The following is a 14,732-nucleotide window of genomic DNA, read 5'->3' as shown; positions in this document are numbered from 1 at the left end:
GGCCGGCCGTCCTCACCGATAAGCGGGCGGCCGGAGCGGGGGCTGGGTGCCCGCCCGCCTCCGGGGCGAGATGGAGGCGGGCGGACGCTGGGAGGTGGGCCGCTGGCTCGCGGCTGCTGTCCGGCACGGGGGGACCGGACGCCAGCGACCCACCGGTCTATCGGGCAGGGTCGCCCAGCACGCACAGGGCGACGGTCAGCGCCAGGAGCGCGGCTGTCACGGCGAGGGGCAGACCGGCTCGGACGGCACGGATGGCGTACAAGGCGGCCCGCTCGGTCAGGTGCGGTCGACGATGCCTCATTCGGCCCCCTCAGCACGGGCCTGCCGCGCGGCCTTCTCGTAAGCGCGCAGCAGCTGCTCTCCCTGACTGCAGGCGCCGCCGGGTGTTTTGCATGCCAGGCAGCCTGCGGCGTGCCCGATGGCTGCGCGCCACGCCGCCTCGGCGACCGGGGCGGGGGCCGTCATCGGACCCAGCCCTGCTGTCGGGCGCGGCGCATGGCCGCGAGCTCGGCGAGGATGTCGCGCTGCTTCGGGAAGCTGGGCGCGCAGCCGGGGCAGGCGTAGGCAGTGCGGCCGCCGGCGCTCGCGCTGTGCTCGATCGCGACGACGACCGGCTCGCGGGTGGGCTTGTCGCAGCGGGCGCAGATCTGGGAGGTCACCGCGGGACCTCCGCGCGGGGGCCGAGCGCTTCGCGGGTCGCGGTCTGCAGCGCAGCGTGGAGGGCCGCGGGGTCGGTGAGGTGCTGGCCGTTCCTGAGCGGTACACGCCAGCGCACACCCGGCCCCGTCTCGAGCCCCGCAGGGGGCACTTCGACGTAGGCGGTCGCTCCCCAAACCTGGACGGAGGGCAGCAGGCTCAGGTCCCACTCGGCGGCGGCGCCCGGTGCGATGAGCCAGTACAGCACCCTGTCGATCGGGTTCTCGATGACCGCGCCTGTCGTCTCGCCCAGGAGGTCGAGAGTGCGTTTTCCGATGCCGATGGAGAAGGGGACGCGCACGACGTCCCACGATTTGCCAGCGGGCTGCAGCTCCACGCTACGGCTGGTTGGCGGCGTCCACGGTTGGATATTCGGCATCATGGTCGGCTCCCACGAGGGTGACGTGCGTCCGTCCCGTGACGCTAAGTGAGACGCACATCACACCTCAATGGCACTTTCGTTGAGCCGCCGACGAAAGTGCCAGGGAGCGTCACATTGGTAGGCCGACCGCGTCGGCCAAGGTGCGCATTTCGGGAGTTAGCGTCCTTCGCTTCGCCACCACATCAGACATGATGTCCCGCGCATACCGCTGACTGGCCAGCCACTCAGGTGCGTTGACGTTCACCTCGGTCAGCACCGAGATAGCGTCTCCGTACTGGCGCATCATCGTGTGAGCCTTCGCCACGTCCAGCCGGTGCCGGTGATACTCCGTGGAGACCGCCAGGCCACCAGGACGCTGCGCCGCATGCAGTACCTTGTCCGGCTCCTGCAAGACGATGTGCCGCTCCGCCGCCTTGTACCGCACCGTGGTCGGGCCCCATGTCGTCAGCCGCTCAGTGCCACGTGGCAACTCCCGGCCCATCAGGACCGCGACGGACCGCGCGAGCCGCATGGTGTCGTCCGCTTCCCCGCGCCGGTTGTCGCGAAGATTCGCCGCCGAGGCCTGCATCAGCAGCCAGCCCCAGGCGGCCAGTTCCTCGGGCGTCGCGCGGGACACCCGCGGCTCGACGTCGTCAGCCCACCGAGTCGCCAGTTCACGCGACGCTGACAGCTTGCCCTGGCGGACGAGCAGCCAGCTCCAGGTAGCGATGATGCCCGCGGCGCGCAGCCGGTCCGGCGCGTCGTCCAGGGCGCGCCGTAGCGCAGTTTCCGCTGCGCTGTACTGGCGGACCTGGGTGAGCGTCGATCCGGCGATCTGTAGCAGGTGGGACCGCACGTCTCGTGCGTCGCTGGTGTCGCCCAGCGCGTCGGCGTCGCGCAGCAGCGGGGAGAGAAGCCCAGTGAGCTCGGCCAGCCGGTTGTCGAAGTAGGCGGCGCGCACCTCGGGCAGCATGGCGCGGACGCCCTCAACTGTCGAGGCCTCGCCTGCGTGGACGGGCGCGATCTGGACGGCCTGCTGGAGCGCTCGCCATTCCTCAGCCGTCTCGCCTGCGGTCTCCTCGTCGTCGCGCTCCAACAGGCTGCTGGTGGGAACGCGTAGGGCGACGGCCAGTTCGTGGGCTGTCTCCATGCGGGTGTCGTGGAGGTCGCCCTGCTCCAACTTCCTGATGAGCGAGAGCGATACGCCGGAGGCGGCGGCCAGGTCGCGCTGGCTCAGGCCGCGCCGCTTGCGGATCTTGCGTAGTCGGGCGCCGATGTGCGGTTCTTCGGGCATACTGAACTCCGTTCTGAACTCGACACTCAGACGGTACTCCGGGGGAACCCGGGGATGCAGCGATCGGCCTCCAGATCACTCTGGGGGCCGTCGTGCTGTCTGGGCATAGAGAAAGCCCCCTCGCCCGGCCCAGAGGCCAAGACGAGAGGGCACAGGGTGAGACGTCAGCGAGCCAGCACGACCGTGATCTCCACATCAGGACAGCCAGCCGCGACCCGTCGGAGCGCCGACACCTCGGCCGCGTCGGCGGACAGCTGCCACCGGGTCTTCACCGCGGCCCAGTCCGCGATGTAGCGGCAGTGGACCTCGGCGTCTGCTGGCAGCCACTCCGACACGTCCTTGTCGGCCTTCTGCCTGTTCTGCTGCGCAGTCACCGCATCCAACGCCCGGGGATCGCCCAAGTCGTTCGCGTAGTCCTGCCGTTCCTGGGCAGTCCAGGCTCCCGCTCCCGAGTCCCACGCCTCGGCCAGAGGCACCTTGTGATCAATGTCCAGACCGGAGGGACCATCCACCGGCTTGCCGTCGTACCACGACAGCCACCTCCCTCCGGCGAGCCTGCACCCGGCGCCCATGGTGGGCGGCGCGACCGCTTCGTCTAGAAGCGTCTCCGAGCGGGTATTACAGCCATCGTGGTCGGCATCCACCCAGTGTTTGAACTTGCTCCGGTCGTATCCATCCCGGGACTCGTCCGCGACTGGCAGATCAGCGATCGCCTGTGTGAGCGTCCTCGTTACCGTGTCGCCCGGGTCCGCCGACGCCGCAGGCGCCGAGCCGACGAGTGCCGCTGTCGCTGCGATACCGACCGCCAGGGTCCTGATGCTGCCCATGCCGTTCCTCCTCGTAGGGGGTTGGCATGGTCGTATCGGGATCCGCTGGGCCGCTGGTTGAGAACGACACGGAGATCACTCAAACTGGGTGGTTGCGACTGAGTCCACGGCGAGGGTGCGCGGCGCCAGTGTCAGGTGAAGGCGTAGCTCTCGTTGAGGGTGCTGCGGGCGCCGGTGCGCCCCTCGCTGAACCTGTGGCCCGGCGAGGGGTATAACTCTGGGGTCACACTGCATGCAACTTGGATGCTGCTCCGTAGTCTGCGTGAAATTCACGAAGCCGTAGACCTACGACCTTGGCCAGCTCATGATCTGAGTAACCGTGGTCGAAACGGTGAGCGTCCAGGATCTCCTGGAGGATGCTGGGTTGCTCCTGTGCGGGTTCGGCTGGTTCGGTCCGCCTGTACCCGTGCTGAGAGATTTGCACCTGCAGGCTCTTGTACCGACGTTCGTCTATGCGGCCGAGTCGGTAGGCAGTCTGGATAATCGCGGCCATCGAGGCTTTCCAGTACTGCTTCAACTGCACAGCGTGCTGAAGGGTCAGTCCGGCCAAGTGCGGTCTGATGAGCCTGGCTGGCATGAGGAACTCGGCAGCGAATCGGTCGGCCTCGCGCTCGCCATCATCACTCGGAACCTGGTGCATTACCAGATGCCCAAGTTCATGCAGAATGGTGAACCTTTCCCTGGTTGGTGACATGTCGTTGTTCAGGATGATGACGGGTAGGCCGTTCGGTGGGCGGACGCTTAGACCGGAGATCTTTGGTGACTCGAGGTCGCGGCGCACAACCACGATGCCGGCACGCTCCACCAAGCGGGTGACGTCGTGCACCGGGCCGTCTGGGACCAGCCAACTGGCCCGTACCTTGGCGGCGGATTCCTCTGGATCGTGCTCGTCGGCATCCAGGACTGGCAGACGATAGGGCGGCTCGATATCTACGCTGGCTTCCAGGCGGCGCAGTTGCATTAGCAGGAGGTTCACGTCAGCCTCGATCCGCTGGAGAGCCGTCTTCCCTAGCCCGGACTGCTTCCGGTGATAGAAGCCAGACGGCCCAAGGCCGACTGTCTCGTCCGGCCAGTCGAACAGCTCCAGCGGGTACGCGAGCACCTCTGCAATGACTGACAGACGTTCACCCGATAGTTGGCCAACGCCGTTCTCTGCCTTTGACAAGGCGGCCTGGGAGATGCCTGTCATGCTGGCCAGCTTGGACTGGGACAAGCCGCGTGATTCCCGCGCGAGTTGCAGCAAGCGCGGGTTCATGGTGGTTACCTCTCTTCCGATGTGATCTGTTCCGAGCCTTCGGCAGCCCGCTTTGGCCGGACGATCGTAGTCCGCTGCTCCTGGGATGGAATCGCCGGGAGGGGGGTCACGGCTGCGACCGTGTCGATGGCGAGGTCCAGGTCGAGAACCCAGAGTTGGTCGTTGCCCAGGGTGCAGGTGATTGCCACTTGCTCCAGGTCAATACCGGCGTCGTCGGGTAGGTACCCGGCGACGAGGTGTGTAAGTTCGGTCATGCCTGGCAGAACCTGGTTGGTGAACTTGAGGCTCTGCTGTGTGGGGATGCTGCTCGTTCGCAGTTTCGCGTCGCGGTACTTTTTGAACCGCATCACGATCTTTTCCGCGAATGTCAGGAGAAGGAACCCGCGGCTGTCGCTGATGGTGACGTCTGGGTCGCCATCGAAGCGGTTGACGGCTTCGTAGCGGATGAAGTCGTAGACCAGGTTGGCGCGCGAGCGGTTACTGATGATCACGCCAAGCTCTGCGTCGTGCTTGAGCAGTGTGCGCCAGCGTTGCCATCCGTCTTGGATGCACCTGCCGATCTGGTCCAGGTAGGGCGATAAGACTTGGCTGGCCTCTTCGGCCGTGATGGGTTGCGTCACACCGGCATCTTGCCGACTTAAGAACTGGCTGTCAATTATTCGAAGGACTATTCTTTCTGCAGGTCAGTGAGACCTGATCGGCATGTGTGAAACCCCCGTCGTCTGCCGCAGTAGACGACGGGGGTGCTCTCATAAGCGGCGCCGATCAGGCGTCAGGACGGCAGGTGGTTGAGAGGTGGACGTTGGAGAGGGGGAGGGGGCGGGCGCGTCGTCGCGCCTGCAGACGAGAGCGTCCGGGTCCCAGTTCGGCGCCTGCAAGTAATAGCTGCTCGGGCAGGTCTGGCCGTCCCGGCCATCCTTCCCGTCCGCACCTGGCAGCCCCTGAGGACCCTGCGGACCAGCCGGACCAGGCTCACCCGGCACCCCCTGCTGGCCAGCGCTCCCGGCCCCACCGGTCGGGCCTACAGACCCCGACGGGCCGGACTTCCCCATCTTGCCCGGCTTCCCGTCCGTGCCGTCCTCGCCCGGCGGTCCAGTTGGCCCCGGCAAGCCGGGCCTGCCACGAGGACCAGGCGGCCCGGAGGGCCCCACATCACCACGGCTGCCCGGCTTGCCGGCCACGGGCGTGCCGCCCAGGTCCTGCACCTGGCGGGCCAGCGCGTCTCGGGCCTCGTTGGACCTACGGAGATCGGCGCCCTGCTGCTGCACCGTGAGCACGATCCACGCCAGCACTGCGCCCAGCAGCAGGGCGCCCACGACAGCGAACGCATCGCCGCGCCGCCGCCGACGTTCCTCCGCGCGCAGTTGCCCGCGCTTCATGACCCCACCCCCCGAGTCAGCATGAGAATGATGGGGAGCAGCACGCCGATCAGCGGCACCACCACCGCGCCGATGAGCCATCTGCGCGTGGCGACGATCCTCTCGGCGTCCTTCTCCCGCAACGTCTCCAACGTGACCACCCGCTGAGCGAGCGCCTCGTGTCGCAGGTCATACACCTCTTGAGACACCTTGGTGTCGATGCGGGCGCCGAGCTGCGCGATATCGTCCCGCACGTCCGCGAGCCGATCCTCGAAACGGCGCACGACCTCACCGAGAGTCGGTCCATCGGACATGCACCACTCCTCGATCAGACGCCAGCCGGACCGCGCGGGGTGTGCCGCCCCTGCCAGCCGGAGAAGAAGGTGACCGCGGGCGGAACCAGGGCGATGACGATGGCCTGGAGCCAACCAGGCAAAGGGTCGAGCAGGGACTCGTCTGCGGCGACGGCATTGAGGACGGCGAGGACAAGGGAGACCAACAGAGTGCCGGTCGTCGCAGCCTTCACCTTCACTTCGACGGGGGGCTGGGGCATGGCGTACCTCACTTCTCGGGGATGCTGAGTTTCTGGCCGGGGGTGATGGTGTCGGCGTCGTGGAGGCCGTTGAGCTTGGCGATCTCCTTGTAGCGGTTGCCGTCGCCGAGCTTGCTGGCGGCGATCGACCAGAGGGTGTCGCCCTTGCCGACGGTGTACGTGGTTGTGCCGCTACCGGGCCTGGACTTCAGCCGCCGGGCGATGCGGTCGCGCACGGCTACCCAGTCGATGCCCCGCGGGTCGATCTTGCCGGGCTGCCAGTCCAGGTGCCGGATCACGGAGGCGGCCGTCCAGCCATGCGTGCGGCACACCGCGGCCGAGGCCCGCTCGATCGCGTCGAGCTGCGCGGCCGGCCAGGGGTCCTTACCGTCGCCGAGGTTCTCGCACTCGAAGCCGTAGAAGTGCCGGTTGCCGTCGGTGTTGACTTCGTTGTCCTGCGACAGGCGTTCCTCGGCGATGACCGCGCGCAGAACGTCGTCGTCTCCGAGGCCGGCGTGGTTGGCGCGGCCGTAGCCGATGAGGTGCACGACGCCGTCCTTGGCGATCATTCCGTGGCACAGCGGCCCGGGGAGGGTGGCGTACCCGTTGCGGCAGATCTCCACGGTCTGGTCGGTCCCCTTGGTGACGGTGTGGTGGATCATCACGCCGTGCACGGGCCCCCACGGGCCTTTCGCGTTGCGGTTGTGGTGCCGCCAGTCGCCGTGTTCCTGGACCCGCACGCCTTCGGCGCGCAGGGCCGCGATGAACTCGGCGGCGGTGAGTGGCGCGGACATGCAGAGACTCCCGGGCATAGAAGACGCCCCGGCCGGCGGGCTCGGGGCGGGCGGTGGTGGGTCGGTCAGGCGATGCGGCGGTAGAGGATGCGGGTCTGGTTGCCCCCGCGCAGGATCGTCTGGTCGGTGCTGCTCGTGTTCTGGGCGAACTGCATGGTGATCGCGCCGACCGTCCCGTCGGTGGCGAACGTGCCCTGGTCGTAGGCCGAGTGGAAGTTCACGGGCGTGGTTGCGGCGGCGTCGGTGCCGCCCGCGATACGCGCGGTCGTGTTTCCGGGGCGCCGCAGGACGGTGTCGCCGCCCGTGTTGACGCCCGTGGTCACGCCGGACGCGTAGGCGAGGGTGAACGAGCAGAACAGGGCGTGCGCCGCGTCCCACGCCCATTTGAAGTCACTGTTGACCGTGGCCGAGTAGGAGATCAGCAGCTGATACTCGTAGGTCGCGTTGATCTCCGGCGTGAACGTGATTTCGCTGTTGATGAGCGTCGTCCCGGTCGTCGCAGAGGTGACGGTCTGGTCGTTCTCCTGCATCACCAGCAGCGGAACCACGCTGTTCCACCGGTCGGCGGTCAGCACCTGGCCCGCGTACAGGCGTGGGTTGGGCATGGAGACCTCCTACAGGGCCAGTGCCGCGGGCTGAGCCAGGGAGACGGCCGTCCCGGCGGCGTGCGACTTCGACACGGTGTTGATGCTGCGGTTCACGGTCATCCGCTGCGTCGTGAGCAGTTGGAAGTTGTCCCACGACGCCGCGACCGGCAACGCGTTCGTATTCAGCGACGACAGCGACGACCGCACGCCCACGGATCCAGCGGCCGTCAGCGCAGTGTCCGTCACCGTGGCGTGCCAGCCGGCGGGCTCGGCTACGGTCCTCGGCCAGGCCTTGGCCCGCAGCGTCGAGCCGTCCAGCCGGAAGCGAGTGGCGTAGAACGCGCCTGCGAAGTGCGTCCCGGGCACGGTGACCGTGAACATGTCGGTCTGGGTACCGCCCACCCGCTTCTGGAGGACTAGCTGAAGCGTCTGCGTGGACATGAACCCGAGGCGGACCGCGTACATGTTGTTTGCGTCGAGCCAGCGTGCCACCAGATGCAGATAGTGCGGGCCGCCGGTGGCCAGGACGGATGTCGACACATCCGCCGTGATGTCGAGGTCCGGGTACGGGGCGGCCGTGACGGTGTAGCGGGAGATGTTGATCGTGCCGAGAGAGTGCACGCCGGCGCTGCCGTTGGTGGAGTAGTCCGACGCGGATCCGCCGGTCGACGTCCAGGCTTGCCCTGAACTGGCGGTGCCCCACCCGTTGGACGTGGTACGGGCGAAGGTGTCCCACACGGCCGGCTCGCACGCGGTGACGCGGGCGACCTCTCCGCCGAGGCGAACGTCGAACGGGAACTCGTCCGCGAACAGAGTCCCGGGCCCGGCCGAGCTGATCCAGGGAGCCCGGTCGAAGGTGCCGTCTGGCGGGGTGCGGACTACCAGAGCGGTGTCGGCGACTCCTGCGGCCGTCACGAGCTGCGAGCCGGTGGTATCGAGGCGGTTGGGCTGGTCGGGCCCGGCTACGCCGCCCATGGTCGCGGTGAACGAGAGGTCGTCTATGTATGCCGCGTCCTCCCCGCTGGCCGTGCTGTTGTCCTTGGCGTATCGGAAGGTGACCGCGGCCGCGTCGGTGACGTCGACCGTGGTCTGAGTCCATCCGACCGTGCCCTGAGCGCGCAGGACCTGGACGCCGTCGACCAAGACCAGAAGCCGGTCACCCTCGAAGCCGGGGCCGGACGTCTCGGAGGAGACCCGGTACCAGAACGTCAGCGTCTGCGCTCCCTCGGGCACGGTGACGATGGCGTCCGAGGTCTGGTTGTTGCTGATGGCCCCCGAGCGCAGCGACCAGGCGCCCGCGTGGAACTGCGCGCTCGTGCGGGTCCACGGCAGGCTGCCCCGTTTCGTGATGGTGATCGTGTAGGTGGTGTCCTCGAAGTCCTCAGCCGCCGGCATCTCCGGTATCTGGCGCAGGACGCGGGCAACGGTCCACGGTGAGCCGGGGGCGGCATTGAGCTCGATGTCCCAGGTACGCACACCGATTGTCTCGGTCTGTCCCTCAGCGATGAGGTTGATGTCGCCCGGTGGCAGCCACGGCGGGGGGTTAGCGATGGACAGGCGGTCCCCGAGCCCGAGCTCGGTGATGCCTGTGATCAGTCCAGGGTTCTTCGAGAGGTTGAGGTGCAGGAGCGGGTACCGCGGCTCATCGACGGTGTCCATGTGGACACGCCATCCGGCCTGATTTTCGAGCTGCTCGTCGGCTGCGACGTTGACGGTTACAGCCTCGTCGTACGTGCCCACACCGTCCGGGTCGACTTCTGGGGCTTGGACGTTGAGTGGGCCGGTCTCCTGGGAGACGCGGGCCTCACCGCCGCCATCCCTCTGGGCTGTGACGTCGTTACGCCGTCCCTGGTCGTCCTCGGTGGGCTCCAGCGGCGGGGAGAGGTGCCGCGCGGCGTAATCGAGTGCGAAGATCGGGCTGCCGAGGTGGACGTAAGCGGTGTGAGAGCGCCACACAGTACCGTTCACATAGCCGGTGCCGGTCAGGGCGATGGTGTGCCCGGCGTCGCGCACGGAGACGGTGCCGTAGCCGCCGCGGATGGGCAGCTGCCCGAGGTCGTACAGGCCCTGTGGCTGGTCGTAGGCGGCGTCCATGGCGGCGAGCATGAAGATGGGGAAGCCGCCGTACTGGTTGCCGGGGCCAGAGCTGATGGCGAGGGCGTGTTTGTCGGCGGTCAGTTGGATCATCCGGTCCAGCCATCTGAGGTCGCCGAACATCTGGACCAGTTCGCGGCGTTCGTGGATGAAGTTGTCCCAGGTGTCGCTGCCGCCGTCGGTGCCTGCGCCGAGCCACTGGGACGGCATGATCCACACCAAGGCCTCGGCCGTCGTGGTGGTCAGGACCTGCTCCATCCACGTCTTCTGGGCCGTGCCGAGCATGGTTTTGGTGGGGGCGGCCGGGGTGCTGTTGGGGTCGCGCAGCGAGCGGGTGTCGGAGGCGATGAACAGCACGCGGCCGCACTGCCAGGACTGGTAGATGGGGTTGGCGCCGGTCCCGGCCGGGAGCGGGTAGGAGGGGACCCGCTCGCGGTAGACGGTCTGGGCGGCCGGTTTCGCGGCTGAGGTGCGGTCGGAGTTGTTGGGCCCGTAGTCGTGGTCATCCCACATGTAGGTCATGGCCACGTTCCGGAGGAACTGGCCCTGCCGGGCCGAGGGGTTGAATCCGAGGTTGTAGGTCAGGACGTCGTTGTACGCGGCCCGGTACAGAGCGGGGTCGTTGGTGGCGATGTTGCGGTAGTGGATGTCTCCGAGGTGGGAGAACCACAGCCATTCCTCGGCGAGGGCCTGGATGCGCATCGTGTCGAAGACGGGGCTGTTGCTGACGGCGTTGGTGATGTTGCTGTCGTCCCCAAGAGCGCCGGTCAGGCCCGCGTCGCCAGCTGCTCCGATGGTGAAGTCGGCGGGGGTGCCGAGTGGCGGGTGGGTGCGGAAGGTGCCCGCCCAGTCGGTGTTGAGGGCGCCGTCGTCGATGACGTAGTAGTAGCGGGTGCTCGGGGCCAGGCCGGTGACTTGCCAGGAGACCACCCCGTCGGTTTCTGGCGCGTTCGGGCCGATGGCGATGGGGTTCGAGTGGTTCGGCTGGGTGGAGACCTTGAGTGTGGCGGAGGTTGCCGGCGCGGTGCGGCAGCGCACCCAGGCGGTGGACTCGGTCACGGCGCCGACCCACACGAGCATGACCGACAGCGACATCAGACCCCCTGGTTGTACTTGGAGGCCCGCGTCCGGTAGGCGAGGGCCAGTTCGTCGAGGGCTTCGTAGAGCACACCGCCGTCCACATCGACGGTGGTCTGGAGCAGGTCCAGGAACCGGCCGGACTTCTGCGGCCCCATGGCCGGGCTGTCGTCGAGATCACCCGTGACCTGGAGGGGTACGGCCTGCTCGGCGCACAGCCGCTCGAGGCGGCGTCCGGCGAGCTCGCGGGCGTAGCCCTGGAGGGCCTGGTAGGTCTGGTCTGCGCCCGGGGCGGTGCCGCCCCAGTAGACGATGTGGCCGACTGTGAGGGGGCCGACGTCGAACCCGCCGCCCGTCACCAGATTCCAGCTGTACTTGACCCGGGCAACGGGGCGGAACGGGCAGGCCTGGTTGCCGCTGCCCATGCTGACGCCGTCGATGAGCAGTTCCCAGTTGGTTCCGCCCGCGCCGTCATCCGTGCAGGTGAGCCGGATGTGGTGCGCGTCCAGGTCATACAGGTCGGCGACGCCGGACAGGAATACCGGGAACCCGGAGCTGCTGGTGGTCTCCCCGCGGCTCGCGGCGAACAGGTGCAGCTCCTTGTCGAACGCCTCGGTCTGGATACTCCAGCTGACGAGCGGGTCGGTGTCGGTGCGTGACCCGGTGGTCTCCACGGTCAGGTCAGCGGTGGTCTCGGTGCCGGACCGGAAATGGTCCACGGTCCAGCCGGTGAGGCTCTGGTAGGTGACGCTGGCTGTGAGGCTGCCGCTGGTCTCGTCCGGCAGGTCCACCGTGGCATTCAGCCATGGGGCGAGGGCGCCTTTCCCCCAGTCGGGCTGGCCCTGGTAGAAGGATCCGGCCGCGCCGATCGGCCGCAGCGGCTGTCCACCAGAGGCGACCTCGGAGCCCTGGCGGGCGTCCTTGCCGTCGGTCAGCGGCCAGTACGCCAGCGGGCCATGGAACTCGATGAAGCGGCGCAGGGAGTCCTTCAGCGGCGGCGTGCCTTGCCCGAGACGGCGGAGAATGCCCGCCGCCTCGATGGGCACCCACACATCCATGCCGGACGTGGTCCACCGTGGCGGCCAAGCGCTGACTTCCCCCACGAAGCGGCGGGAGACGGTGCCGCCTGCGGTGGTGATGTTGATCCGCAAAGGCGTGTTGCGGCCCAGGAGCCCGTAGTACGGCGACATGGGGTTGCGCGGGGAGTAGCGACCGCTCCCGTTGTTGATCGTCAGCGTGCACCTCCCAGCGTCCACGCGCGCCCCCTCATCCGCTCGCCCGCGGGTAATGGTGATCCGATCGCGCAGGTAGACGTCTCCCGTGATGTTCACCCAGGCGCCGCCGAGGAAGAGTTCGATGACCGCGCCGAGCGGGTCTTCCGGGAACGCCACAGGACACCCCCATTTAGTTGCCGAACGCGATCTGTACGTTGCCCCGGCCCTCGACGCGCACCATCTTGCGGATCATGCGCTTGAGGTCGCTGTCGCCGCCGGTGACGTCGAAGACCACCCGCACTGCCGCCGGAGATCCTGCGCGGCCGGGCGCAGTGGGCTCGGCGGCGGCGGGTGTCCGGGGAGCGTTGAGGGCGGCAAGGGAGCTGCCGGGCGTGAGCGCCAGGTGGTCGTGTGCCGCCTGCGCGAGCTGCTGGGCCGCTGTGCGTACGCGGTCCTGCTGCTGGTCGATGCCGGCCGCGAGCCCCTCGGCGATGGACTGGCCGCTGTACAGCGTCCAGCCGCGGCCCGAGAACGGCCCCTCCTTCGCGGGGCTGAACGGGAGCAAGTTGCGTGCCTTCTTCAGCACGCCGCCGACGGCGTCGGCCACGCTACTCGCCATGTGCTTGATGCCGTTGATGAAGCCCTTGATCAGGGCCACTCCGCTATTCCAGAGCGTGCGGCCGAGGTCGCCGAGCGCGGCTTTCGCCCGCCCGGGCAGGCCCTTGACCCAGTTGACCGCGTCGGTGATCTTGCTGCGGATCCCGGAGACGAGCCGCCCACCGGCCGAGACGGCGCTGTTCCACAGTTTGCCGCCCAGCGAGGCGATGGCGCCGATCACGCGTCCCGGGAAGGCCTTCAGCCAGTCGAGCAGTGCGGTCCACTTGGCGATGGCCCAGTCTTTCGCGGCCCCGAACCACTCGGCGATCTTTCCAGGGAGTTCGGCGAACCAGTTGATCGCGGCCTTGATGCCGTCGACCGCTGTGGAGATCGCGTTTTGCACGGCCGCCCAGACGGCCTTGACGATGTCGCGGAAGGTTTCGCTTTTCTGCCAGGCGACGATGATGATCGCGATGAGGCCGACGATCAGGCCGACGACCAACGCGATCGGGTTGATCGCCAGCGCACCGTTCAGCATCAGCTGCGCGAGCGCCCACCCGCGCGTCACGGCCCCGGCGATCGCCACATACAGGCCGTACGCCTTCACCCCCAGCGCGATGGCGGTGAAGCCCAGCGCGATTGCCGTGAGCACGCCTGGCGGCACTGCGTTGATGGTCTCAGCGAGCCACGTTGCGATCTGCGCTGTCGCTCCGATCAGCGGGGACAGCGCCAGGAAGATCTGGAGGGCTGCTGTAGCCAGCGTGCCGAACGTGTCCGCGCCCTCGTCGGCGAGCTCGATGAAGCGGGAGAACTCGTCACTGCCCTGGAGTCCCGTGGCCCAGTTGGCGAAGGCCTCGGACATGCCTACCAAGCCGCCCTCGACGCCCTCGCTGGTGGGGAGGAACGACTGGAGCAGTCCGGCGAACCCGATCGCCAGGTTCTTGATCACGGTGAGGAAGTTGGACAGCGCAGGTCCGGCGGCCTTCGCCATGTCTGCCGCCCACTGCTTGAAGTCAGCGGACTTCACCCCGGCGGCGACATCGTCAAGGAAGTCGCCGATTGCCCCGGCCGCGGCCTTCACGAACGGGGTCAACGCAGGCAACAGATCGCGGAGGATCTGGATGCCCTTGGTGAACAGCGGCATCGTGGTGCCGCTCATCTCGTCGGACCACTGCTTGTAGTCCTTCTTGAGCCCCACGAACTCCTTTGCAGTCGCTTGCGTCGCCGGAGGCAACCGGTTCAGCGCGTCCGTGTACGCCTGCTGCTTCTCCGCCGCATCAGCGGCGCCCTCGGCCGCCGCCTTCTCCGCCTCGGCCGCCAGGTCCGCAACCTCTGTCACCGCCTCCATCTGCGGCTGAGCCGCCAAGCTGAAAGCCTTGACCGCAAGCCCGGCCGCCGCCGCCCCGGACGCCAGACTCGCGAACGCCACCACAGCGGCCGCCACCGCGGGCACTCCTACCCCCACCGCGGCGATCGCCGGACCCACCCGACGCACCGCCTGGGCAGCAAGGTCGGCATGCCTGCGGATCCCGTCGGACAGGCCCCGGCCAGCCGCGTCCCCGTCGGCCACGAACCGGCCGCGCAGGTCCCGCAACCTGCCGTCGGCGTCGCGCTGGAGGCCGCGCAGGCGCAGGGCGGCGTTGTCCAGGCCGCGCCTCCAGCCGGAGTCATCGGCCCGGATGAAGCCGATGAGCTCGCCGATGGACAGCGCCATGCCGCACCTCCGTCTCTGTGGGTCGAAGGTGCGTGGGAGGTCAGCGCTTCGTGCTCGAAGGCTCCGGGGGCGCGAAGTGGCGGGAGGTGCGGGACTCGGCCGACAGCAGGCCGAGGATCCGCAGGCGCAGCCACCGCCACGAGCGGCTACGGAGGATGCCGGGGGTGCCGATGTCGATGCCGTAGACCTCGTGCAGGTCGCACTCGATCAGGGGCCACTGCTCCAGCAGCATGCCCCAGGTCAGGTCGTCGCGGCCTTGCGGCTTTTCCCGGTACCCTTCCGGCCGCTCGTACCACTCGTAGAGCCCCGTCGCTTCGTCGCGCTCGCCGCAG

15 protein-coding genes are annotated in these 14,732 nt (G+C 68.2%); all 15 read right to left on the bottom strand.

The genetic code is table 11. The annotated features are described in order from the left end of the window. Nucleotides 1-157 precede the first annotated feature (157 nt). Nucleotides 158-301: a hypothetical protein gene (locus ACWDSL_RS46395; protein ID WP_450494889.1), complete on the bottom strand. Its 144-nt coding sequence runs from the start codon at nt 299-301 to the stop codon at nt 158-160. A gap of 160 nt (nt 302-461) precedes the next feature. After that, nucleotides 462-659, bottom strand: coding sequence for a hypothetical protein (locus ACWDSL_RS46390; protein ID WP_450494887.1), 198 nt, complete (start codon nt 657-659; stop codon nt 462-464). After that, nucleotides 656-1,033 (bottom strand): hypothetical protein, encoded by a 378-nt coding sequence (locus ACWDSL_RS46385; RefSeq protein ID WP_450494886.1) that lies wholly within the window; start codon nt 1,031-1,033, stop codon nt 656-658. The genes ACWDSL_RS46390 and ACWDSL_RS46385 overlap by 4 nt, the downstream gene beginning before the upstream one ends. Nucleotides 1,034-1,187: 154 nt before the next feature. Continuing rightward, a complete protein-coding gene (locus ACWDSL_RS46380) occupies nt 1,188-2,351 on the bottom strand; it encodes a helix-turn-helix domain-containing protein (RefSeq protein WP_450494885.1) in 1,164 nt (387 codons plus the stop codon). 164 nt (nt 2,352-2,515) lie between these two features. Further along, nucleotides 2,516-3,178, bottom strand: a complete 663-nt coding sequence (locus ACWDSL_RS46375) for an HNH endonuclease family protein (protein ID WP_450494883.1) — start codon at nt 3,176-3,178, stop codon at nt 2,516-2,518. A gap of 223 nt (nt 3,179-3,401) precedes the next feature. Beyond that, nucleotides 3,402-4,433 (bottom strand): XRE family transcriptional regulator, encoded by a 1,032-nt coding sequence (locus tag ACWDSL_RS46370; RefSeq protein WP_450494881.1) that lies wholly within the window; start codon nt 4,431-4,433, stop codon nt 3,402-3,404. Nucleotides 4,434-4,438: 5 nt separating this feature from the next. Beyond that, entirely contained in the window at nt 4,439-5,053 is a 615-nt protein-coding gene (locus ACWDSL_RS46365; protein WP_450494880.1) for a hypothetical protein, read from the bottom strand. A gap of 755 nt (nt 5,054-5,808) precedes the next feature. Beyond that, nucleotides 5,809-6,105 carry a hypothetical protein gene (locus tag ACWDSL_RS46360; protein ID WP_450494878.1) on the bottom strand — a complete coding sequence of 99 codons (297 nt, stop codon included), beginning with the start codon at nt 6,103-6,105 and terminating at the stop codon, nt 5,809-5,811. A 14-nt stretch (nt 6,106-6,119) separates the two neighbouring features. Continuing rightward, the gene (locus tag ACWDSL_RS46355; RefSeq protein WP_450494877.1) at nt 6,120-6,344 is read right to left on the bottom strand and encodes a holin; all 225 of its coding nucleotides are present in this window, start codon (nt 6,342-6,344) and stop codon (nt 6,120-6,122) included. An 8-nt stretch (nt 6,345-6,352) separates the two neighbouring features. Continuing rightward, entirely contained in the window at nt 6,353-7,117 is a 765-nt protein-coding gene (locus ACWDSL_RS46350) for a LysM peptidoglycan-binding domain-containing protein (protein WP_450494875.1), read from the bottom strand. 65 nt (nt 7,118-7,182) lie between these two features. Beyond that, nucleotides 7,183-7,722, bottom strand: coding sequence for a hypothetical protein (locus ACWDSL_RS46345; RefSeq protein WP_450494873.1), 540 nt, complete (start codon nt 7,720-7,722; stop codon nt 7,183-7,185). 9 nt (nt 7,723-7,731) lie between these two features. Continuing rightward, complete coding sequence (locus tag ACWDSL_RS46340; protein ID WP_450494871.1) at nt 7,732-10,893, bottom strand: alkaline phosphatase D family protein; 3,162 nt, start codon at nt 10,891-10,893, stop codon at nt 7,732-7,734. Next, entirely contained in the window at nt 10,893-12,266 is a 1,374-nt protein-coding gene (locus ACWDSL_RS46335; RefSeq protein WP_450494869.1) for a hypothetical protein, read from the bottom strand. Before ACWDSL_RS46335 ends, ACWDSL_RS46340 begins: the two co-directional genes overlap by 1 nt. 13 nt (nt 12,267-12,279) lie before the next feature. Then, nucleotides 12,280-14,130 carry a hypothetical protein gene (locus tag ACWDSL_RS46330; RefSeq protein ID WP_450494868.1) on the bottom strand — a complete coding sequence of 617 codons (1,851 nt, stop codon included), beginning with the start codon at nt 14,128-14,130 and terminating at the stop codon, nt 12,280-12,282. Nucleotides 14,131-14,440: 310 nt separating this feature from the next. Beyond that, the coding region (locus ACWDSL_RS46325; RefSeq protein ID WP_450494866.1) for a hypothetical protein at nt 14,441-14,732 on the bottom strand (292 nt) is incomplete at its 5' end.

This window comes from Streptomyces sp. NPDC000941, assembly GCF_053599555.1.
The sequence above is the reverse complement of the archived record's forward strand: the minus strand, read 5'-3'. Positions and strand labels throughout refer to the sequence as shown.